The organism is Kitasatospora sp. NPDC033851 (assembly GCF_055576085.1).
The window spans coordinates 188,522-208,673 of sequence record NZ_JBVIRL010000006.1 but is presented as its reverse complement, the minus strand read 5'-3'; the positions used below and the strand labels follow the sequence as shown (position 1 = coordinate 208,673).

The following is a 20,152-nucleotide window of genomic DNA, read 5'->3' as shown; positions in this document are numbered from 1 at the left end:
GCTCAGCGCTGGACGGCCTTGGCCAGGATCTCCGGGATGCGCTCCAGCAGCCGGGTGGCCGCTATCCGTACGCCGAGGACGGCGACCAGGGCGCCGTACAGCGGGCCGATCAGCAGGACCGGCCAGCTCGGCCCGTCCGAGGTCAGCGCCCAGCCGAGGTAGCCGCCGACCGGCAGGGCGAGCAGTGCGACGCCGAACATCGAGCCGAACGAGTTGAGCATGACCAGCCCGCTCTGGCCGGGGGCGGCATTGCGCATCGGGTTGTTGTCGGCGGGCATGGCGTACGGCACCAGCACGCTGAACATCGCGCCGAGCGCCACCCCGCAGCCGAGCAGTGCGAAGGCCAGGCCGAGCGCGGCCGGCAGGTCCGCCCACGTGTCGGTGACGCCCGCCAGTGCCAGCCCGAGCACCCCCGTCACCGGGATCGCGTAGGACAGCACCGCGTACGCCCGGCCGCGCAGCTCGTCGCGGGCGTCGGCCGGGGTGCGCAGGGTGGCGGCGACCATCCAGAACGCCGAGCCGTCCATGCCGAACAGGTTGAGCATCTGCAGTCCGAGGAACATCCCGGTCATCGCGAGCAGGTACACGCTCGCCCAGCCCTGGACCATCGACAGCACGCAGATCACCACCGTCATGCCGATGCTGGTGAACAGCGCGGCCTTGGCCCGCGGTTCGCGCCAGGCGTACCGCAGGTGGCGCTGCATCACCGCGCCGGCCCGCCCCTGGGGCAGGAAGCCCCAGCCGCGCGAGCGCTGCACCCCGCGGGCCACCTCCAGGGTGGAGGAGTCGGCGGTGACCATGAGTTCCTGCAGGCTGCCGCGCCACCAACGCAGCAGCAGCGCCAGCAGCACGCCGGCCGCGGCGAGCTGCAGGAGCGCGAGCCCGTACCGGCCCTCGGCGGCGGTGCGCGGTGCGTCGGCGGCGCTGATCGGCGGGATCCAGCGCAGCACGGAGGCGATCGGCTTCAGCGGACCGAGGTCGAGGTCGTCGCCGGGGCGGCCGAAGACGCTCTGCGAACCGACGTTGGCGGCCTGGATCAGCAGCGCGAAGGCCAGCCCGCCGAAGATCGCGAAGTCCTTGCCGCGACGGCTGGAGAGCATCCGGGCGTTGCCGGCCGCGACCGCCCGGGAGAGCGTGACCAGGCAGAGCACCGCGAGCGGCACGCCGACCACGGCGACCGCGGCCGAGGCCCCGCCGCCGGCGCCGGCCAGTACCGCGCCGGTCACCAGCACCAGGTTGATCAGCGGCCCGGGCCCGATCAGCGCGGCCAGCAGCGAGCCGCGCAGCAGCGGGCCGGGCCGCAGCGGCAGCATGGTGAGCCGGGTCGGGTCGGCGCTCTCGTCGCTGGAGAACAGGAAGAGCGGCAGCGCGGCCCAGCCCAGGGTCAGCACGCCGAGCAGCATCACGCCGGCGTCCCCGGAGCCCGCGAAGCGCCCGTTCAGCGCGGCCAGGGCGACGGCGATGCCACCCGCGAAGGCCAGGCCCACGACGCCGCCGATCACGAAGACGGCGGTTCGGCCGGGGCTGCGCCGCAGCCCGTTGCGCAGCAGCCGCAGCTTGAGCGCGACCAGGGCGCGGACCACCGTCCGCCCGTCGGGGACGGGGACGGGGGTGCGGACGGCGGCGGTGCTCACTGGGTGCCCCCGAGCCAGCCGAGCGCCTGCCCGTCGTCCTCGCGGACGCCGATCAGGTCGAGGAAGGCCTCGTGCAGGCTGCGCCCGCCCCGCACCGAGTCCAGCGGGCCCTGGGCGATCACCCGGCCCGCGTTGACCACCGCGACCCAGTCGCAGAGCTGCTCGACCAGCTCCATCACGTGGCTGGAGAAGACGACCGTGGAACCGGCCGCCGCGTACCGCTTGAGCACGCCGCGGATGGTCTGGGCGGAGACCGGGTCGACGCCCTCGAAGGGCTCGTCCAGGAACAGCACGTCGGGGTTGTGCAGCAGCGCGGCGGCCAGGCCGATCTTCTTGCGCATGCCGGTGGAGTAGTCGGCGACCAGCTTGTCGGCGTCCCGGCCGAGGTCCAGGACGGTCAGCAGGTCCTCGGCGCGGCGGTCCACCTCGGCGCCGGGCAGGCCGCGCAGCCGCCCGGTGTACTGCAGCAGTTCGCGTCCGCTGAGCCGCTCGAACATCCGCAGGCCCTCGGGCAGGATGCCGATCCGCGCCTTGACCGTGACCGGGTCCGCCCACACGTCGGTGCCGTGCACCAGGACGGTGCCCTGGTCGGGCCGCAGCAGTCCGGTGACCATCGACAGCGTGGTGGTCTTGCCGGCGCCGTTCGGGCCGACCAGGCCGATGAACGAGCCCGCCGGCAGTTCCAGGCTCAGCCCGGCCACGGCGGCCTGGGTGCCGAAGTGCTTCCACAGCCCTCGGATGCTGACGGCGGACGGGGTGCCCGGTTCGGGGTGGTCGGAGGAGGGCGGTGATGACGCCTGCATGGCGGCCTTCTCTGCTCGTGGTGGCCGGAGTTCGTGGTGGCCGGACTCCCGGGGTTCAGCCTGGCACTGCCCGAACGGGCTGTCGCCCGAGTTGAGGATTCCCTGAGCGTGTCCGCCGAACGGGTGAGCCGCGCCGCCCTGAATCCCATTCCCGACGTCTACTGGGCCGAATCGGCAACTACTCAGTTCCCCTGTTCGTCCTGCACTATGAGGACCAGTGAGGGTGCGCGGGGGTGCCGCGGTACCGGGAGGTGGCGGATGTCCGTTCAACCGTGGGGCGAACCCGGTCCCGGCCACAAGCACGGCCAGGGCCGCCAGCAGGGCTACGGGCAGGGCTACGGCCACGGGCAGGGCTACGGCCACCGGCCGGTCGTCGGCTGGCAGCAGGCCCCGTCCCCGCAGGCCGCGATGCGGGCGGGCCACGCGGACCGCGACCGGACGGTCGACGTGCTGAAGGCCGCGTTCGCCGAGGGCCGGCTCTCCGTCGAGGAGTACGAGCAGCGCCACGAGGCCGTGGTCGCGGCGCAGACCTACGGCCAGCTGGCCGCGCTGGTGGCCGACCTGCCGGCCGGCCCGATGGTGACGCCGGCCACGGTCGCCACACCGGTTCCGGCCACATTCCTGCCCGCCCCGCCCCCGCCCCCGCAGGCCCGCCCCACCAACGTGCTGGCGGTGGTGTCCCTGGTGTGCGGCCTGACCGGCTTTCTGGCGCTGCCGGTGCTGCCCGCGGTGATCACCGGCCACATCGCCCGGTCCCAGATCCGCGACCGCAACATGGACGGTGACTGGGCGGCCGTCCTCGGCCTGGTCCTCGGCTACATGGGCACCGCGTTCTGGGCCCTGCTGGTCCTCGCCGGCATCGCCTAGGGTCGGCCGACCGGTGCTGCGGCGTGGTGGCGCTGCGCTCCGTCACGTGGCTCTCCGTCGCTGCGCTCCGGTGGCGGGTGGGTCTCCGTCGCTGCGCTCCGTCGGCGCGTGGGTGGCACATAGCGGACGACTGTGGTAGAGCGGGTGGAGGTGGCCCGACACCGGGCGGTCACGTGCGGGACACCCGCGTGACGCTCGGCCGAAGGCGGCGACCTGCGGCGTTGCATTTGTTTTGACCGAGCCCCATGCGCTAGGTACGCTCTGACCTTGTGCCTGGGGTGTCCCCGGGTCCTTGTGCGTGCATGCACACCGGTCGCCGCGCCGAGCCGGAGCGTCTTACAGCGCCCCGCGCGTAGAGCGCCGTCGCTGTACATCAGCCATGGGATTCCGTGTCGGAAAAGCCCAACACACCCGACCGCGTGGGTCGTCCACGGGGTTGTGTGCGAGGGAGACACCGCAGGTTAGTTCCACCAAGCCTTGGCACACAGAAAACGGAGAAACGGTGCCTACGATCCAGCAGCTGGTCCGAAAGGGCCGGCAGGACAAGGTCGAGAAGAACAAGACTCCCGCGCTGAAGGGTTCCCCGCAGCGCCGTGGGGTCTGCACGCGTGTGTACACGACCACCCCGAAGAAGCCGAACTCGGCGCTTCGTAAGGTCGCCCGTGTGCGCCTCACCAGCGGGATCGAGGTCACCGCTTACATTCCGGGCGAGGGCCACAACCTGCAGGAGCACTCCATCGTGCTGGTGCGCGGTGGTCGTGTGAAGGACCTTCCTGGTGTCCGCTACAAGATCATCCGCGGTTCGCTTGACACCCAGGGTGTCAAGAACCGCAAGCAGGCTCGCAGCCGCTACGGCGCCAAGAAGGAGAAGTAAGAATGCCTCGTAAGGGCCCCGCCCCGAAGCGCCCGGTCATCATCGACCCGGTTTACGGCTCCCCGGTCGTCACCCAGCTGGTCAACAAGATCCTGCTGCACGGCAAGCGCTCCACCGCCGAGCGGATCGTCTACGGCGCCCTCGAGGGCGTTCGTGAGAAGACCGGCGCCGACCCGGTCGTCGCGCTGAAGCGCGCGCTAGAGAACGTGAAGCCGGCCCTCGAGGTCAAGTCCCGCCGTGTCGGTGGCGCGACCTACCAGGTTCCGGTCGAGGTCCGCCCGGGCCGCGCCAGCACCCTGGCGCTGCGCTGGATGGTCGGTTACTCCCGCGCCCGTCGCGAGAAGACCATGACCGAGCGTCTGATGAACGAGATCCTCGACGCCAGCAACGGTCTGGGCGCTTCCGTGAAGCGTCGCGAGGACACCCACAAGATGGCCGAGTCCAACAAGGCCTTCGCGCACTACCGCTGGTAGTCCCTACCCCGTCACTAGACAGAGAGAGAACGAGCCACCATGGCTGCAACCTCCCTTGACCTCGCCAAGGTCCGCAACATCGGGATCATGGCGCACATCGACGCGGGCAAGACCACCACCACCGAGCGGATCCTGTTCTACACCGGTGTGTCGTACAAGATCGGTGAGGTCCACGATGGCGCTGCCACCATGGACTGGATGGAGCAGGAGCAGGAGCGCGGCATCACGATCACGTCGGCCGCGACGACCTGTCACTGGACCGTCGACGATGCCGATCACACCATCAACATCATCGACACCCCGGGTCACGTCGACTTCACCGTCGAGGTGGAGCGTTCGCTGCGCGTCCTCGACGGTGCCGTGACGGTGTTCGACGGTGTTGCCGGTGTCGAGCCCCAGTCCGAGACCGTGTGGCGGCAGGCTGACCGCTACGGCGTTCCGCGCATCTGCTTCATCAACAAGCTGGACCGCACGGGCGCGAACTTCTTCTTCTGCGTCAAGACCATCGTGGACCGCCTCGGCGCGACCCCGCTGGTCATGCAGCTCCCGATCGGTGCCGAGTCGGACTTCCAGGGCGTTGTCGACCTGGTCCGCATGAAGGCGCTGGTCTGGTCCGCCGAGGCCGCCAAGGGCGAGATGTACGACGTCGTCGACATCCCGGCCGACCTGGTGGACCAGGCGAACGAGTACCGCGAGATGCTCCTGGACGAGGTGTCGAACGTCAGCGATGACGTGATGATGCTCGCCATGGAGGGCGAGGACGTCCCCGAGGAGCTCCTCTACGAGGCGATCCGCAAGGGCACCCTCGAGTCGGCCTTCACGCCGATCTTCTGTGGCACCGCGTTCAAGAACAAGGGTGTTCAGCCCCTGCTCGACGCCGTCGTCAAGTACCTGCCGTCGCCGCTGGACATCGAGTCCATCGAGGGCACGAAGCCGAACGACCCGGAGACCAAGATCTCCCGCAAGGCTTCGGACGACGAGCCGCTGGCCGCGCTGGCGTTCAAGATCATGTCCGACCCGCACCTGGGCAAGCTCACCTTCGTCCGGATCTACTCCGGCCGCCTGGAGTCCGGCACCTCGGTGCTGAACGCCGTGAAGGGCAAGAAGGAGCGCATCGGCAAGATCTACCGCATGCACGCCAACAAGCGTGAGGAGATCGAGTCGGTGGGCGCCGGCGACATCGTCGCCGTCATGGGCCTGAAGCAGACCACCACCGGTGAGACGCTGGCCGACGAGAAGAACCCGGTCATCCTGGAGTCCATGGACTTCCCGGCCCCGGTTATCCGCGTCGCCATCGAGCCCAAGTCCAAGGGTGACCAGGAGAAGCTGGGTGTTGCCATCCAGCGTCTCGCCGAGGAGGACCCGTCCTTCCAGGTCAACACGGACGAGGAGACCGGCCAGACCATCATCGCGGGTATGGGCGAGCTGCACCTCGAGGTGCTGGTCGACCGTATGAAGCGTGAGTTCAAGGTCGAGGCCAACGTCGGCAAGCCGCAGGTCGCGTACCGCGAGACGATCCGTGCGGCCGTCGAGCGCATCGACTACACCCACAAGAAGCAGACCGGTGGTTCCGGTCAGTTCGCCAAGGTGCAGATCGCGATCGAGCCGCTCGAGAAGGCCGAGGGCTACGAGTTCGTCAACATGGTCACCGGTGGCCGCGTCCCGCGGGAGTACATCCCGTCGGTCGACGCCGGTTGCCAGGAGGCCATGGAGTTCGGTGTTCTCGCCGGCTACCCGCTGCAGGGTGTCCGCGTGAAGCTGCTCGACGGTCAGTCGCACGACGTCGACTCCTCCGAGCTGGCGTTCAAGATCGCCGGTTCGATGGCCTTCAAGGAAGGCGCGAGGAAGGCCAAGCCGGTCATCCTCGAGCCGATGATGGCCGTCGAGGTCACCACGCCCGAGGACTACATGGGCGACGTGATCGGTGACATCAACTCTCGCCGTGGCCAGATCCGGTCCATGGACGAGCGTCACGGTGCCCGCGTCGTCTCGGCGCTGGTGCCCCTCTCCGAGATGTTCGGCTACGTCGGTGACCTGCGCAGCAAGACCTCTGGTCGCGCGAGCTACTCGATGCAGTTCGACTCGTACGCCGAGGTCCCCAAGGCCGTGGCTGAGGAGATCATCGCCAAGTCCAAGGGTGAGTGACATCCCGATATTCGGGATGATTCCGACCCCTTAGGCTATTAGGAGGCGACCCGGGAGGATCCGGACGGATTCTCCCGGGGCCTCCGGCCCCCACCCCGCGGGACGGCGCGCGGTGCCTACGGCACCCGGGCCCAATCCCGACCAAGACCAACTGACGTCAGCACGGCGTACAGAACTGTCCTCAGGAGGACTGCAGTGGCGAAGGCGAAGTTCGAGCGGACGAAGCCCCACGTCAACATCGGCACCATCGGTCACATTGACCACGGTAAGACGACCCTTACCGCGGCCATCACCAAGGTGCTGCACGACGCGTACCCGGAGATCAACCCCTTCACGCCGTTCGACCAGATCGACAAGGCGCCGGAGGAGCGGCAGCGCGGTATCACCATCTCGATCGCGCACGTCGAGTACCAGACCGAGGCGCGTCACTACGCCCACGTCGACTGCCCGGGTCACGCGGACTACATCAAGAACATGATCACCGGTGCGGCCCAGATGGACGGTGCGATCCTCGTCGTCGCCGCCACCGACGGCCCGATGCCGCAGACCAAGGAGCACGTCCTCCTGGCCCGCCAGGTCGGCGTCCCCTACATCGTCGTCGCCCTGAACAAGGCCGACATGGTGGACGACGAGGAGATCCTGGAGCTCGTCGAGCTCGAGGTCCGTGAGCTCCTCTCCGAGTACGAGTTCCCGGGCGACGACCTGCCGGTCGTCCGCGTCTCCGCGCTGAAGGCGCTGGAGGGCGACAAGGAGTGGGGCGAGAAGCTCCTCGGCCTGATGCACGCCGTCGACGAGAGCATCCCGACCCCGGCCCGCGCCGTGGACCAGCCGTTCCTGATGCCGATCGAGGACGTCTTCACGATCACCGGTCGTGGCACCGTCGTCACCGGTCGTATCGAGCGTGGCATCCTCAAGGTCAACGAGACTGTCGACATCATCGGCATCAAGGAGACCAAGACCACCACCACGGTCACCGGCATCGAGATGTTCCGCAAGCTGCTCGACGAGGGCCAGGCCGGTGAGAACGTCGGTCTGCTGCTCCGTGGCATCAAGCGCGAGGACGTCGAGCGCGGCCAGGTCATCATCAAGCCGGGTTCGGTCACGCCGCACACCGACTTCGAGGCCCAGTCCTACATCCTGTCGAAGGACGAGGGTGGCCGTCACACCCCCTTCTTCAACAACTACCGCCCGCAGTTCTACTTCCGTACCACGGACGTGACCGGCGTCGTGACCCTCCCCGAGGGCACCGAGATGGTCATGCCGGGCGACAACACCGCCATGACGGTCGCGCTGATCCAGCCGATCGCCATGGAGGAGGGCCTGAAGTTCGCCATCCGTGAGGGTGGCCGCACCGTCGGCGCCGGCCAGGTCACCAAGATCATCAAGTAATTGATGCTCTGACCTGCCTGCCTCGTACAGGCTGAGTCTGCCGAAGGGCCCCGCGCACCGCACGGTGCGCGGGGCCCTTCGACGTTTCACGGGCACCTCACCGGAGCGCGCCTCCTTTCACCGGCCGCTCATCGCAGACTGTTATGGTCGGGCCACAAACCAGCCCCGCCGTCGCGGAAAGTGGGACCAACGCATGTCTACGGCACCGCTGTTGTCGGTCGTGATGCCGATCTACAACGAGCAGGAGGCGCTCCCGCTGACCGTCGAGCGGCTGCGGCCGATCCTCGACGGGCTCGACGTGGCCTACGAGGTGGTCGGGGTCGACGACGGCAGCACCGACGCGACACCGGTGCTGATGCAGAAGATCCGCCAGGACTGGCCGGAGTTCCGCATCGTCCGCTTCGCCCGCAACTCCGGGCACCAGGCCGCCCTCACCGCCGGCATCCACCGCGCCTTCGGCGACTACGTCGTCTCCATCGACGCCGACCTGCAGGACCCGCCGGAGAAGATCCCCGAGATGCTGGAGCTCGCCCGCGAGCAGGGCCTCGACATCGTCTACGGCGTCCGCGGCGACCGCGGCACCGACACCTTCTTCAAGCGGCACACCGCCGGGGCCTACTACTGGCTGATGCGCAAGCTGGTCGGCAAGCGGATGCCCACCCAGGCCGGCGACTACCGGCTGCTCAGCCGGGCCGCGGTGAACGCGCTGAAGGCGATGCCCGAGCACCAGCCGGTCTACCGGCTGCTGGTGCCGTGGCTGGGCTTCCCCAGCGGCGAGGTGGTCTACGTACGCGAGGAGCGGGTCGCGGGCAGCACCCACTACCCGCTGTCCAAGATGGTCCGGCTGGCGCTGGACAGCGTCACCAACTTCTCGGCGTCCCCGCTGCGGCTGGCCACCTGGCTCGGGCTGTTCAGCTTCCTGGTCTGCATCGCGCTGGCGCTCTACACCACGGTCGCGTACGCGGTCGGCTCCACCGTGCCCGGCTGGTCCTCGCTCTTCATAGGGATGCTGTTCATCGGTGCCGTCCAGCTGGTCTGCGTCGGACTGCTCGGCGAGTACGTCGGCCGGATCTACTCGGCGGTCCAGGCACGGCCCGCCTACTTCGTCGGCTACGACTCGGCCGAGGAGCCGGAGCGGTACGGTACGGGCGAGTGAACGAGATCCTCTCCGCGAACCGCGACGGACACGACGGACACGACGAACACGGCGGACACGGCGGGCACGAGCACCGGGACGAGCCCGACGCAAAAACCGCCGGACCGCGATCGGTCCGGCGGCAGCTGCCGTCCTTCCTGGTCATCGGGGTGCTGAGCACCCTCTTCTACCTGGCGCTGTTCGTCGCCCTGCGCCCGGTCACCTCGTCGCAGGTGGCCAACCTGGTCGCGCTGGCCGTCAGCGCGGTGGCCAACACCGCGGCCAACCGCCGCTTCACCTTCGGCATCACCGGCTCGGACGGCGCGGTGCGCCACCAGCTCCAGGGCGCGGTCGCGTTCCTGATCGGGCTCGGCCTCAGCAGCGGTGCCCTGGCGCTGCTCGGCGTGGCGGTGCCGCACGCGTCCCGCGTGGTGGAGGTGACCGGGCTCGTGGTGGCGAACGGTCTCGCCACCGTGGCCCGGTTCGTCCTCCTCAAACTGTGGGTCTTCAGGAAGCGCTGACCGCGGCCGGCCGCTCCTCCGGGGCGGCCCCGGCCCGGCGGCCGGTGCTGGTCCACGCCCAGATCCCGAGCACCACGCAGCCGGCCGCGGCGGTCAGCAGCGCCGTGGCCGAGCCCGCCGGCGGGTGCCAGGTGCCGGCCAGCGGGTTGAGCGGCGTGTAGTCCACGGCGGTGCCGATGCCGGCCTGCCAGCGGATCATGGTGTACCCCAGGAAGGCCAGCTGCAGCGGCAGCACCACCAGCGCGACCGTGCGGACCAGCGAGGCCGACCGGGCTCCTTCGAGGACGCCGCGCCGTCCGAGGACGAAGGCCGCGAGCAGCGGGACCCCGACGGCGACGGGCAGCAGGTACCGGCCCTGGCCGACGAAGCCGACCTTGTGCGCCGAGATCGCGTCCGAGAGCGTGATCACCGCGAACGGGGCCAGGAAGAACGCGAGCACCCGCCAGCGGTCGCTCCACGCGCCGAAGGCGAGCGCGGGCAGCACCAGGCAGCCGATGGCCAGGTACCAGAGGTAGTAGGCGGTGCCGGGTAGGTGCGTGTCGAGCCAGGACGGGACGCCGATCACTTCGGTGAAGTAGTCGGGCCAGCGCACGACCACCTCGTGCCGGATCGCCTTGGGCACCGTGATGCCGGGCGGCACCTGGACGGGCATCAGCTCCGAGGCCTTCATGACCACGGTCCACAGCGCCCCCGCGGCGCCGGTGGCGAACAGCGTGCCGGCCGCCCACCAGGCCGGCCGGAAGCGCAGCAGCTGCTTCAGCCGTTCCCGCTTGGCCGGGATCAGCATGATCCCGAGGACCGCCGCACACCAGAGCGGACCGAGCGCGCGGACCGTCATGAGCACCGAGCCGGCGATCCCGATCTGCACCATGGCCGCGCGGCGCAGCGGCTGGTCCGGGTCCAGCATGGTCGGGATGAGGGCCGCGACCAGGGCCACGCCGGCCGCGATCTCGATGCCGTTGGGGTTGATCGAGCCCGCCAGGTGCGCGGTGATCGGGGTGACCGCGACCAGCAGCCCGGCCGCCGCGATCCGGTGCCTGGTCCAGGCGACGAGGCTGTGCGCGGCGCAGGCGAGCAGCGCCGAGACCAGGCCCGCGCTGATCAGCCGGGCCAGGGTGAGGCCCAGCCAGTTCGGCCAGAGGGCCATCGGCCAGCCGACGAGCGCGTAGTAGACGGGGTTGTACCGGCCGGCCCTGGTGGCCACCCGCTCGATCTGCTGGTCCGCACCGCCGGGCGCCTTGGCGCAGGCCGCCGACTTGGTGGGGTCGAACCACCAGCAGTTGTCCCGGACGATCGAGGCCGGCACGTGCTGGAAGGCGCCGATGCCGCCGCCGGCCGCCTCGGGCTTGGGCGCGAACTCGCCCCGGGCCACCCCGACCGCGCGGATGATGTGCTCCCGCTCGTCCGGGCTCGCGTCGTACGGCGAGGCGAGGGCCCAGCCCGCGCAGACCAGGAAGAACCCGATGAACGCGGTCCACCAGGTCCGCCGGAACAGCAGGCGGCCCGGACGGCTGGAGCTGTCGCCGGATCTGCTCGCGGCGGGCGAGGGAGGAGAGGTCACGGCGGGGGAGTATGAGGACACGCGACCAAGATAACGGGTGGCCGAATTCGCCTGGCCCGGGCGGCTGTGTGGCCGCCGGGCGTTGCACTTACGATTCCCCCGTGACTCAACTGGAATCGCCCTCCGAAGTGTCCGGCTCCACCGTGAAGGGCCGGATCGCCGGACTCCTGGGCCATAGCGCGGTGCGGTTCCTGGCCGCCGGCGTCACCAGCACCACGGTCGACATGGGCCTGCTGTACCTCCTGCACGGGGTGCTCGACCTGCCGCTGGCGCCGTCCACCTTCGTCGCGGTGCTGGCCGGCTTCACCACGAACTTCCTGCTGAACCGGATCTGGGCCTTCGACAGCTCCTCGCCGGTCGGCAAGCAGACCGCCCGCTACCTGGTGATGGCTGGCGGCAACTGGGTCGGCACCGTGCTGCTGGTCGGCGGCCTCGTGAAGCTGGGCCTGTTCTACCTGCTGGCCCGCGCCGTCGCGCTGGTGCTGCTCTCGGTGGTGAACTACTTCGGCTACAAGTACTGGGTGTTCCGGGACAAGTGACCGCAAGCGCGAAGGCCCGGCCGGATTCCTCCGGCCGGGCCTTCGTGCGTCCTCGCGGGACCTCGGTCCTGTGGGGACCTCAGTTCTCCTGGGTGCGCAGGCTCTCGGTGAACGCCTTGCAGGTCTCGTACGTCGGCAGCAGGCCGGAGGAGATCGCCTCCGCCAGCGACGGCGCGGCCTCGTCCCGGGCCGACAGCAGCGGCTGCTCGGCCGGCCACTCGATGCCCAGGTCGGGGTCGAGCGGGTGGACCGAGTGCTCGCCGGTCGGGTTGTACGTCTCGGAGCAGAGGTACGACAGCGTGGCGTCGTCGGACAGCGCGCAGAAGCCGTGGCCGAGGCCCTCCGGGATGTAGACCGCGCGGCGCTCCACGTCGTCGAGCCGCACGCCCTCCCAGCGGCCGAAGGTCGGCGAGCCGACCCGCAGGTCCACGATGACGTCGAGGACGGCGCCGCGCACGCAGGTCACGTACTTGGCCTGGCCGGGCGGCACGTCGGCGAAGTGGATGCCGCGCACCACACCGCGCGAGGAGACCGACATGTTGGCCTGGGCCAGCCGCAGCGGGTGGCCGACGACCTCGGCCAGCCGGTCGAAGCGGTACCACTCGGTGAACATGCCGCGCGGGTCGCCGTGCAGCTGAGGGGTGATCTCGACCAGGCCCTCGATGCTCAGTTCACGGAACTTCACCGGGCGTTCTCCTCGTCCAGCAGGGCCAGCAGGTACTGTCCGTAACCGCTCTTCAGCAGCGGCTCGGCGAGCTCGCGCAGCTGCTCGGAGCCGATCAGGCCGGCCCGCCAGACGGCCTCCTCGATGCAGCCGATCTTGAAGCCCTGGCGCTCCTCGATGACCCGGACGAACTCCGAGGCCTGCACCATCGAGACGAAGGTGCCGGTGTCCAGCCAGGCGGTGCCGCGATCCAGGATCGTGACGTTCAGCTCACCCTTGCGCAGGTAGGCGTCGTTGACCGCGGTGATCTCCAGCTCGCCGCGCGCGCTGGGCTTCAGGCCGCGGGCGATCTCCACGACCTGGTTGTCGTAGAAGTAGAGGCCGGGGACGGCGTACCGGGACTTGGGCTTCTCGGGCTTCTCCTCGATGGAGATCGCCTGGCCCTGCTCGTCGAACTCGACCACGCCGTACGCGGTCGGGTCGGCCACCGGGTAGGCGAAGACCCGGCCGCCGGGGGAGTCGGTGTGCTCGGCCAGCCGGGTCCCGAGGCCGCTGCCGTGGAAGATGTTGTCGCCGAGGATGAGGGCGACCGAGTCGTCGCCGATGAAGTCCGCGCCGAGGACGAAGGCCTGGGCGATGCCCTCGGGCTTCTCCTGGACGGCGTACTCCAGCTTGAGGCCGAGCTGCGAGCCGTCGCCCAGCAGGCGTTCGAACTGCTCGCGGTCGGCCGGTGTGGTGATGATCAGGATCTCGCTGATGCCCGCCATCACCAGGGTGGACAGCGGGTAGTAGATCATCGGCTTGTCGAAGACCGGGAGCAGCTGCTTCGAGACCGCTCGGGTCAGTGGCCACAGGCGCGAGCCGGTCCCGCCGGCCAGGAGGATTCCACGCATGCGAGCAGCTTAAGTGAGAGGCGGGCGGGCCCTGTCCTGGGCCGTTCGAGGGGGCCGATCGGCGACGGTAGACTACGCGCATTATGCGCATCCTCGTGACCGGCGGCGCCGGATTCATCGGTTCGGAGTTCGTCCGTCAGCTTCTCGGAGCGGATGAGAGCGCCCGGATCACCGTCTTTGACAAGCTCACCTACTCGGGCGTCCTGGAGAACCTGGCTCCGGTGGCCGACCACCAGGGCTACACCTTCGTCCAGGGCGACATCTGCGACGCGGACGCCGTCGACCAGGTCATGCCGGGCCACGACGTGGTGGTGCACTTCGCCGCCGAGTCGCACGTGGACCGGTCGATCGCCGGCGCGGGCCCGTTCGTGCTGACCAACGTCGTGGGCACCCAGGTCCTGCTGGACGCCGCCCGCAAGCACGGCGTCGGCCGCTTCGTGCACATCTCCACCGACGAGGTGTACGGCTCGATCAGCGAGGGCTCCTGGACCGAGACCTGGCCGCTGGTGCCGAACTCCCCGTACTCGGCCTCCAAGGCCTCCTCCGACCTGCTGGCGCTGGCCTACCACCGCACCCACGGCATGGACGTCGTGGTGACCCGCTGCTCCAACAACTACGGGCACTACCAGTTCCCGGAGAAGGTCATCCCGCTGTTCACCACCAACCTGATCGACGGCAAGAAGGTGCCGCTGTACGGGAACGGTGGCAACGTCCGCGACTGGCTGCACGTCTCGGACCACTGCCGGGGCATCGAGCTGGTCATGCGCGGCGGTCGCGCGGGTGAGGTCTACAACATCGGCGGCGGCACCGAGGCCACCAACAAGGAGCTGACCGGCCTGCTGCTGGAGGCCGCGGGCGCCGGCTGGGACAGCGTCGAGTACGTCGAGGACCGAAAGGGTCACGACCTGCGCTACTCGATCGACATCAGCAAGATCCGCGAGGAGCTCGGCTACGAGCCGCAGGTCCGCTTCGAGGACGGCCTCGCCGCGACCATCGCCTGGTACCGCGAGAACCGCGCCTGGTGGGAGCCCCTGAAGCAGAAGGCGGCCCTGGCGAAGTGACCGTGAACGCCACCGGCCGGGTGCGCTGGCTGGTCACCGGCGCGGCCGGGATGCTCGGGCAGGACCTGCTGTCGGTGCTGGCCGCCGACCCGACCGCCGAGATCACCGCGCTGCGCCGGGCGGACCTCGACATCACCGACGCCGCGGCCGTGCAGGCCGCCGTCGACGGCCACGACATCGTGGTCAACTGCGCCGCGTGGACGAACGTCGACGGTGCGGAGACCGAGGAGGAAGCCGCCACCGCCGTCAACGGCACCGGCGTGCGCCACCTGGCCGCGGCCTGCGCCAAGACCGGCGCCCGGCTGCTGCACGTCTCCACCGACTACGTCCTGCCGGGCGACGCCACCGAGCCCTGCCCGGAGGACGCCCCGACCACGCCGGTCAACGCGTACGGCCGCAGCAAGCTGGTGGGGGAGCGGGCCGTCGCCGAACTGCTCCCCGAGCACGGCTACGTCGTGCGCACCGCGTGGCTGTACGGCGAGCACGGCCCGAACTTCGTGGCCACCATGCTCAAGCTGGCCGCCCAGCGGGACACCCTGGACGTGGTCGACGACCAGCACGGCCAGCCGACCTGGTCGTACGCGCTCGCCGGCCGCCTGGTCGAGCTCGGCCGGGCCGCGCTCGCCGGGCAGGCCCCCGCCGGGGTCTACCACGGCACCGCGAGCGGCCGGACCACCTGGTTCGGACTGGCCCGCGAGACCTACGCGCTGAGCGGGCTCGACCCGGAGCGGATCCGCCCCACCACCTCGGAGGCGTTCGTCCGCCCGGCCGTCCGCCCCGCCTTCAGCGTGCTCGGCCACGACCGCTGGGCCGCCGCCGGACTGGCACCGCTGCCCGAGTGGCGGGCGATGCTGGCCGAGGCCCTGGAGCGTCCGGCCTTCCGGGCGCTGCGCATCGCGGCGGAGCGGTGAGCGGCGTGCTCGGCCGGCTGACGCGCGCGCTGCCACCGGGACTGCTGGCGGTCGGCGTCGGGACGGTCACCCTCGGGGTGGCCTCGTACGCGCACCTCGCGGTGGCCGGGCACGCGCTCGACCGCGACTCGCTCGCCGAGGTCTCCGTCCTGTGGACGATGGCGATGTCCTTCGCGCTCGGGCTGTTCTTCCCGGTCGAGCAGGAGCTGACCCGGGTGATCGCCGCCCGGGCCGCCCGGGGCGAGGGCGCGGCCCCGGTGCTGCGCAAGGCGGCCGTGCTGACCGGCGGGCTGCTGCTGGCGGTGCTCATCGGGCTGGGGGTGTTCTCCCGGCAGCTCGCGGACGTGTTCTTCCACGGCGACCGGAGCCTGGTCGTGGCGCTGGCCGCGGCCTTCGTCGGACCGGCCGCGTGCTACCTGACCCGCGGGGTGCTGGCCGGCCTCGGGCACTTCGGTGCGTACGGCCTCCAGCTCGGGCTGGACGGCGTCCTGCGGATCGTCTTCTCGATCGGCCTGCTGCTGGCGGGCGTGCACTCGGCGCTCGCGTACAGCCTGATCCTGGCCGTCTCCCCGGTGCTGGCCATGCTGGTGAGCCTGCCGAGGACGCTGCGGATCGCGCTGCCCGGGCCGGCCATCGGCTGGCGGGAGCTGTGCAGCGGCCTGGGCATGCTGACCGTCTCGTTCCTGCTGGCGCAGTTCGTCGCCAACGCCGCCGTGCTCAGCATCCAGGTGCTGGCGCCCTCGCAGGCCGTGCTGGTCGGCGCGTTCACCGGCGCGATGGTGCTCAGCCGGGTGCCGCTGTTCGTCTTCGGCGCGCTGCAGGCCTCCCTGATGTCGGGGCTGTCGACGGCCGTGGCGACCGGCGACCGGGCCGGTTTCCGTAAGCTCCTCACCAAGACCTGTGGCATGGTGGCCGCCCTCGGCGTCCTCGGCGGGGTGCCCGCCGTGGTCCTGGGGCCATGGGTGATTCACGTCGCGTTCAACGCGGACCGGCATGCTCTGGGCCCGGTGGACTTCCTCTGGCTCTCGGTGGGCACGCTCGCCTACCTGCTCGCCACGGTCGTCGGCCAGGCGGTCATCGCCCGCGGCCACCACCGCCGGCAGCTGCTCGGATGGGTGCTCGGCACCGTGACGCTGCTGCTGGTGACCTGCCTGCCGGGCGCTCCGGCGAGCCGGGTGGAGGCCGCGTACACCGTCGGTCCGCTGGTGGTGCTGGCGGTCATGTTGCTGGCGCTGCGCGGCGACGGTAGCGTGCGCGGCGCCGGTACGGGGTCTTCGCAGGCCGCCGTCTCCGCCGACACGGTCTCCGCGAGCTGATCACGATGTCGTCACCGCTCCCCCCGGCGACGCCCCGCGGTACCGGCGTCCCTAGCATGTGCTCCATTCACCCCTATGCCTCACCGACGCGTGAAAGGCGAGATCCATCGTGCAGCTGAGTGTGCTGACTTCGATCACCGGCGTGCTGGTGCTCGTGTGGATTCTGGAGCTGCTGCGCCGCCAGCAGCTCCGGGAGAAGTACGCGGCCCTCTGGCTGGCCATCGGCGTGGTGATCGCCCCGCTGGGCTTCTTCCCACGGCTGCTGGACTCGACCGCGCGGCGCCTCGGGGTGGCCTCCGGGGTCAGCCTCGTGCTGTTCGCCGGCTTCGTGCTGGTCCTGCTGGTCTGCGTGCACCTCAGCTGGGAGACCAGCCGGCTGGAGGCCGAGACCCGCACGTTGGCCGAGGATGTCGCGATGATGCGCGCCCACCTCGCCGAGCACCACGACTTCCCGATTGCCCGCTCGGGCAGCGACGTGAACGACCCCGAGGTGAAGGCATGATCGACGGCAAGCGGGTACTGATCATCCTTCCCGCCTGGAACGAGGCCGAGGGCCTGCCGAAGATCCTCCGCGAGATCCAGCAGAAGCTCCCCGGCGTCGACACCCTGGTCGTCGACGACGGCTCGACGGACAGCACCGCCGCCGTCGCCGCCGCCTACGGCTCCAAGGTCGCGCAGCTGCCGTACAACCTCGGTGTCGGCGGCGCGATGCGCTTCGGCTACCGCTACGCGCACCTGCACGACTACGACGTGGCGATCCAGTGCGACGCGGACGGCCAGCACGACCCGGCCTACGTGCCCGCGCTGCTCGAGAAGCTCCGCAGCGAGGCGGACCTGGTCATCGGCGCCCGCTTCGCCGGCGAGGGCTCGTACCGGGTGCGCGGCCCGCGCTCCTGGGCGATGAAGCTGCTCTCGGTGGTGCTGTCGCGGGTCGCCAAGACCCGGCTCACCGACACCACCTCGGGCTTCAAGGCCTGCAACAAGCCGATGATCGAGTTCTTCTCGCACTGGTACCCGGTCGAGTACCTGGGCGACACCATCGAGAGCATGGTCGGCGCCGCCCGCTGCGGCTTCGTCATCCGCCAGGTCCCGGTCGCGATGCGCGAGCGGACCACCGGCACGCCCTCGGCCTCCCCGATCAAGGCGACGATCTACCTGGCCCGGGCCGGCCTGGTGCTGCTGCTCGCCCTCATCCGCCGGATGCCGGCGAACGTGAAGGCCATCGAGCCCGCCACCCGCGCCGCCGCCCGCCGGCCCGAGCTCATTGGCAAGGTCTAGGTACCCGATGTCCCGTTTCGAGATCCTGATGCCGTACTACGGCGACGTCCGGCTGATGCAGGACGCCGTTCGCAGCGTGCTGGCCCAGGACGGTGACGACTGGCGCCTCACGGTCGTCGACGACGGCAAGGAGCCGGACGTCCCCGGCTGGTTCGAGTCCCTCGCGGACCCGCGGGTGCGGTACCTGCGCAACGAGACCAACCTGGGCGTCAGCGGCAACTTCAACCGCTGCGTCCAGCTCGCCGAGTACGACTACCTCGTGCTCATGGGCTGCGACGACCTGCTGCACCCCAACTACCTGAAGGTGGTCCGGGACGCGCTGGAGCGCTTCCCGGACGCGGGCATGGTCCAGCCCGGCGTGCTCGTCATCGGCGCCGACGGCAACCCGGTCGGCAGCCTCGCCGACACCGTCAAGCGCCGGCTGTACGCGCCGAAGGACCCGGGGCCGCTGCTGATGTCCGGCGAGCCGCTCGCGATGAGCCTGATGCGCGGCGACTGGCTGTACTTCCCGTCCGTGTGCTGGCGCACCAAGGACATCCAGGCGACCAGCTTCCGGGCGGACCTGGGCGTCATCCAGGACCTCGCTATCATCGTCGACCTGCTCCTCGCGGACGTCCCGCTGGCGGTCGTGCCCGAGGTGTGCTTCAGCTATCGGCGGCACGCGGTCAGCGAGTCCTCGGTCACCGCCTTCACGGGCAAGCGCTTCGAGGAAGCCCGGCGCTTCTTCCGCGAGACCGCCGACCGGCTGGACGCCCATGGCTGGCACCGGGCGGCCACCATCTCCCGCCGCTTCATCTCGTCCCGGCTGCACGCGCTCAGCATGATCCCCGCGGCCGGCCGCAAGGCGGGCCTGCGAGGCGTCGGGGCGATGCTGAGCCATGTGGCCGGCCGCCGGGCCTGATCCGTGAGATCCCTCCAGCAACCCCCTCCCAGTGCCCAGGAAGCGACCATGTCCCAATACGACGACGTCTGGCTGGTGATCCCCGCCTACAACGAAGGCCAGGTGATCGCCGATGTGGTGGAGAACGCCCGCAAGACGTTCCCGAACATCGTCGTGGTCGACGACGGGAGCACCGACGGCTCGGCCGAGCACATCCTGACCACCGGGGCCCACCTGGTGCGGCACCCGGTGAACCTGGGCCAGGGCGCCGCCCTGCAGACCGGGCTCTCCTACGCGCTGCAGCAGCCCGGCGCCCAGTACTTCGCCACCTTCGACGCCGACGGCCAGCACCAGACGGCCGACGTCGAGAAGATGGTCGCCGTGCTGCGCGGCGGGACCGCCGACGTGGTCCTGGGCTCCCGGTTCATCGAGCAGTCCGAGCAGGTCCCGATGATCAAGCGCGTGGTGCTCCGCACGGCGGCCGCGGTCAGCCCGACCGCCCGCAAGCTGAAGCTCACCGACTCGCACAACGGGCTGCGGGTGATCAACCGCCAGGCGGCCTCCCAGCTGCGCATCACCATGAACGGGATGGCCCACGCCTCGGAGATCGTCGGCCTGCTGGCGAAGTCCTCGCTGCGCGTCGTGGAGGTCCCCGTGGACATCCTCTACACCGACTACTCACGCGCCAAGGGCCAGTCCCTGATCAACGGCGTCAACATCCTCTTCGACATCTCGCTCCGGGAGCGTGGCCGGCGATGAAGTACTTCTGGATCCAACTGGTGCTGGTGCTGGGCGCCGGTACCGCGGCGCTCATCTTCATCCGGCGCTGGGACCGGACCAACACCAGGGCCTGGAAGCGCATCGCCTTCGTGCTGTTCGTACTCGCGAACATCTACGCGGTGCTGCGTCCGAGCGACGTCACCTGGGTGGCGAACCGGCTCGGCGTCGGCCGCGGCACCGACCTGGTGCTGTACCTGATGGTCCTGGCGCTGGCCTTCCTGGCGCTCAACACCTACCTGCGCTTCCGCTCCCTGGAGAGGAAGCTCACCGACATGGCCCGCACGGTCGCCATCACCGAGGGCGCGCGGCTCAACCAGGAGCGCTTCGACGAGAAGGTCTCCGGCTAGCTCCGGGCGGTCCCCCGAGGACCGTACGAACCGGGCCCGGTACGCAGTGCGCGTACCGGGCCCGGATCCGTTCGGGGGCGG

The 20,152-nt window shown here is 70.2% G+C and carries 21 protein-coding genes; 16 read left to right on the top strand and 5 right to left on the bottom strand.

All coding sequences use genetic code 11. The features are described 5' to 3' along the window. Window positions 1-2: 2 nt before the first annotated feature. Window positions 3-1,634, bottom strand: coding sequence for a transporter (locus ACZ51D_RS14550; RefSeq protein WP_465662443.1), 1,632 nt, complete (start codon window positions 1,632-1,634; stop codon window positions 3-5). After that, the gene (locus tag ACZ51D_RS14545; RefSeq protein WP_465616153.1) at window positions 1,631-2,437 is read right to left on the bottom strand and encodes an ABC transporter ATP-binding protein; all 807 of its coding nucleotides are present in this window, start codon (window positions 2,435-2,437) and stop codon (window positions 1,631-1,633) included. The genes ACZ51D_RS14550 and ACZ51D_RS14545 overlap by 4 nt, the downstream gene beginning before the upstream one ends. 258 nt (window positions 2,438-2,695) lie before the next feature. Here ACZ51D_RS14545 and ACZ51D_RS14540 point away from each other — a divergent pair, with 258 nt between their 5' ends. From ACZ51D_RS14540 to ACZ51D_RS14510, 7 genes are all read left to right on the top strand, one after another. Next, window positions 2,696-3,304, top strand: coding sequence for a DUF1707 and DUF4190 domain-containing protein (locus tag ACZ51D_RS14540; RefSeq protein ID WP_465662441.1), 609 nt, complete (start codon window positions 2,696-2,698; stop codon window positions 3,302-3,304). Window positions 3,305-3,806: 502 nt separating this feature from the next. After that, the gene (gene rpsL, locus ACZ51D_RS14535; RefSeq protein WP_014144289.1) at window positions 3,807-4,178 is read left to right on the top strand and encodes a 30S ribosomal protein S12; all 372 of its coding nucleotides are present in this window, start codon (window positions 3,807-3,809) and stop codon (window positions 4,176-4,178) included. Between the two features lie 2 nt (window positions 4,179-4,180). Continuing rightward, complete coding sequence (gene rpsG, locus ACZ51D_RS14530) at window positions 4,181-4,651, top strand: 30S ribosomal protein S7 (RefSeq protein ID WP_188306747.1); 471 nt, start codon at window positions 4,181-4,183, stop codon at window positions 4,649-4,651. A 39-nt stretch (window positions 4,652-4,690) separates the two neighbouring features. After that, entirely contained in the window at window positions 4,691-6,796 is a 2,106-nt protein-coding gene (gene fusA / locus ACZ51D_RS14525; protein WP_360494962.1) for an elongation factor G, read from the top strand. A 195-nt stretch (window positions 6,797-6,991) separates the two neighbouring features. Beyond that, window positions 6,992-8,185 carry an elongation factor Tu gene (gene tuf, locus ACZ51D_RS14520; RefSeq protein ID WP_031063092.1) on the top strand — a complete coding sequence of 398 codons (1,194 nt, stop codon included), beginning with the start codon at window positions 6,992-6,994 and terminating at the stop codon, window positions 8,183-8,185. Window positions 8,186-8,378: 193 nt separating this feature from the next. Further along, window positions 8,379-9,341, top strand: a complete 963-nt coding sequence (locus tag ACZ51D_RS14515) for a glycosyltransferase family 2 protein (RefSeq protein WP_360494965.1) — start codon at window positions 8,379-8,381, stop codon at window positions 9,339-9,341. Continuing rightward, the gene (locus ACZ51D_RS14510; RefSeq protein ID WP_465662439.1) at window positions 9,338-9,841 is read left to right on the top strand and encodes a GtrA family protein; all 504 of its coding nucleotides are present in this window, start codon (window positions 9,338-9,340) and stop codon (window positions 9,839-9,841) included. The genes ACZ51D_RS14515 and ACZ51D_RS14510 overlap by 4 nt, the downstream gene beginning before the upstream one ends. On the opposite strand, the gene ACZ51D_RS14505 is transcribed toward ACZ51D_RS14510, so the two are convergent. Continuing rightward, window positions 9,828-11,402: a DUF2142 domain-containing protein gene (locus tag ACZ51D_RS14505; protein ID WP_360494971.1), complete on the bottom strand. Its 1,575-nt coding sequence runs from the start codon at window positions 11,400-11,402 to the stop codon at window positions 9,828-9,830. The genes ACZ51D_RS14510 and ACZ51D_RS14505 overlap by 14 nt on opposite strands. Before the next feature lie 101 nt (window positions 11,403-11,503). On the opposite strand from ACZ51D_RS14505, the gene ACZ51D_RS14500 reads away from it, so the two are divergent. Further along, window positions 11,504-11,941, top strand: coding sequence for a GtrA family protein (locus ACZ51D_RS14500; RefSeq protein WP_360494974.1), 438 nt, complete (start codon window positions 11,504-11,506; stop codon window positions 11,939-11,941). 79 nt (window positions 11,942-12,020) lie between these two features. Here the strand turns inward: ACZ51D_RS14500 and rfbC are convergent, their stop codons facing one another. Beyond that, window positions 12,021-12,626, bottom strand: coding sequence for a dTDP-4-dehydrorhamnose 3,5-epimerase (gene rfbC / locus ACZ51D_RS14495; protein WP_465616162.1), 606 nt, complete (start codon window positions 12,624-12,626; stop codon window positions 12,021-12,023). Next, window positions 12,623-13,498 (bottom strand): glucose-1-phosphate thymidylyltransferase RfbA, encoded by an 876-nt coding sequence (gene rfbA / locus ACZ51D_RS14490; protein ID WP_360494980.1) that lies wholly within the window; start codon window positions 13,496-13,498, stop codon window positions 12,623-12,625. The genes rfbC and rfbA overlap by 4 nt, the downstream gene beginning before the upstream one ends. Window positions 13,499-13,581: 83 nt before the next feature. Here rfbA and rfbB point away from each other — a divergent pair, with 83 nt between their 5' ends. The 8 genes from rfbB to ACZ51D_RS14450 all read left to right on the top strand — a co-directional run bounded on the left by rfbB (window position 13,582) and on the right by ACZ51D_RS14450 (window position 20,071). Next, window positions 13,582-14,559: a dTDP-glucose 4,6-dehydratase gene (rfbB, locus tag ACZ51D_RS14485; RefSeq protein WP_360494983.1), complete on the top strand. Its 978-nt coding sequence runs from the start codon at window positions 13,582-13,584 to the stop codon at window positions 14,557-14,559. Further along, entirely contained in the window at window positions 14,556-15,470 is a 915-nt protein-coding gene (gene rfbD, locus ACZ51D_RS14480; protein WP_465616165.1) for a dTDP-4-dehydrorhamnose reductase, read from the top strand. Before rfbB ends, rfbD begins: the two co-directional genes overlap by 4 nt. Further along, a complete protein-coding gene (locus tag ACZ51D_RS14475; RefSeq protein ID WP_465616166.1) occupies window positions 15,467-16,786 on the top strand; it encodes a lipopolysaccharide biosynthesis protein in 1,320 nt (439 codons plus the stop codon). The genes rfbD and ACZ51D_RS14475 overlap by 4 nt, the downstream gene beginning before the upstream one ends. A gap of 109 nt (window positions 16,787-16,895) precedes the next feature. Next, window positions 16,896-17,288, top strand: a complete 393-nt coding sequence (locus ACZ51D_RS14470) for a DUF2304 domain-containing protein (RefSeq protein WP_360254645.1) — start codon at window positions 16,896-16,898, stop codon at window positions 17,286-17,288. Beyond that, window positions 17,285-18,064: a glycosyltransferase family 2 protein gene (locus tag ACZ51D_RS14465; RefSeq protein ID WP_360494995.1), complete on the top strand. Its 780-nt coding sequence runs from the start codon at window positions 17,285-17,287 to the stop codon at window positions 18,062-18,064. Before ACZ51D_RS14470 ends, ACZ51D_RS14465 begins: the two co-directional genes overlap by 4 nt. 7 nt (window positions 18,065-18,071) lie before the next feature. Next, on the top strand, window positions 18,072-18,965 hold the full coding sequence (locus ACZ51D_RS14460) for a glycosyltransferase family 2 protein (protein ID WP_360494998.1): 894 nt from the start codon (window positions 18,072-18,074) through the stop codon (window positions 18,963-18,965). 48 nt (window positions 18,966-19,013) lie between these two features. Beyond that, window positions 19,014-19,703, top strand: a complete 690-nt coding sequence (locus ACZ51D_RS14455) for a glycosyltransferase family 2 protein (RefSeq protein WP_465616169.1) — start codon at window positions 19,014-19,016, stop codon at window positions 19,701-19,703. Next, window positions 19,700-20,071 carry a DUF2304 domain-containing protein gene (locus ACZ51D_RS14450; RefSeq protein WP_360495004.1) on the top strand — a complete coding sequence of 124 codons (372 nt, stop codon included), beginning with the start codon at window positions 19,700-19,702 and terminating at the stop codon, window positions 20,069-20,071. Before ACZ51D_RS14455 ends, ACZ51D_RS14450 begins: the two co-directional genes overlap by 4 nt. Window positions 20,072-20,152 lie beyond the last annotated feature (81 nt).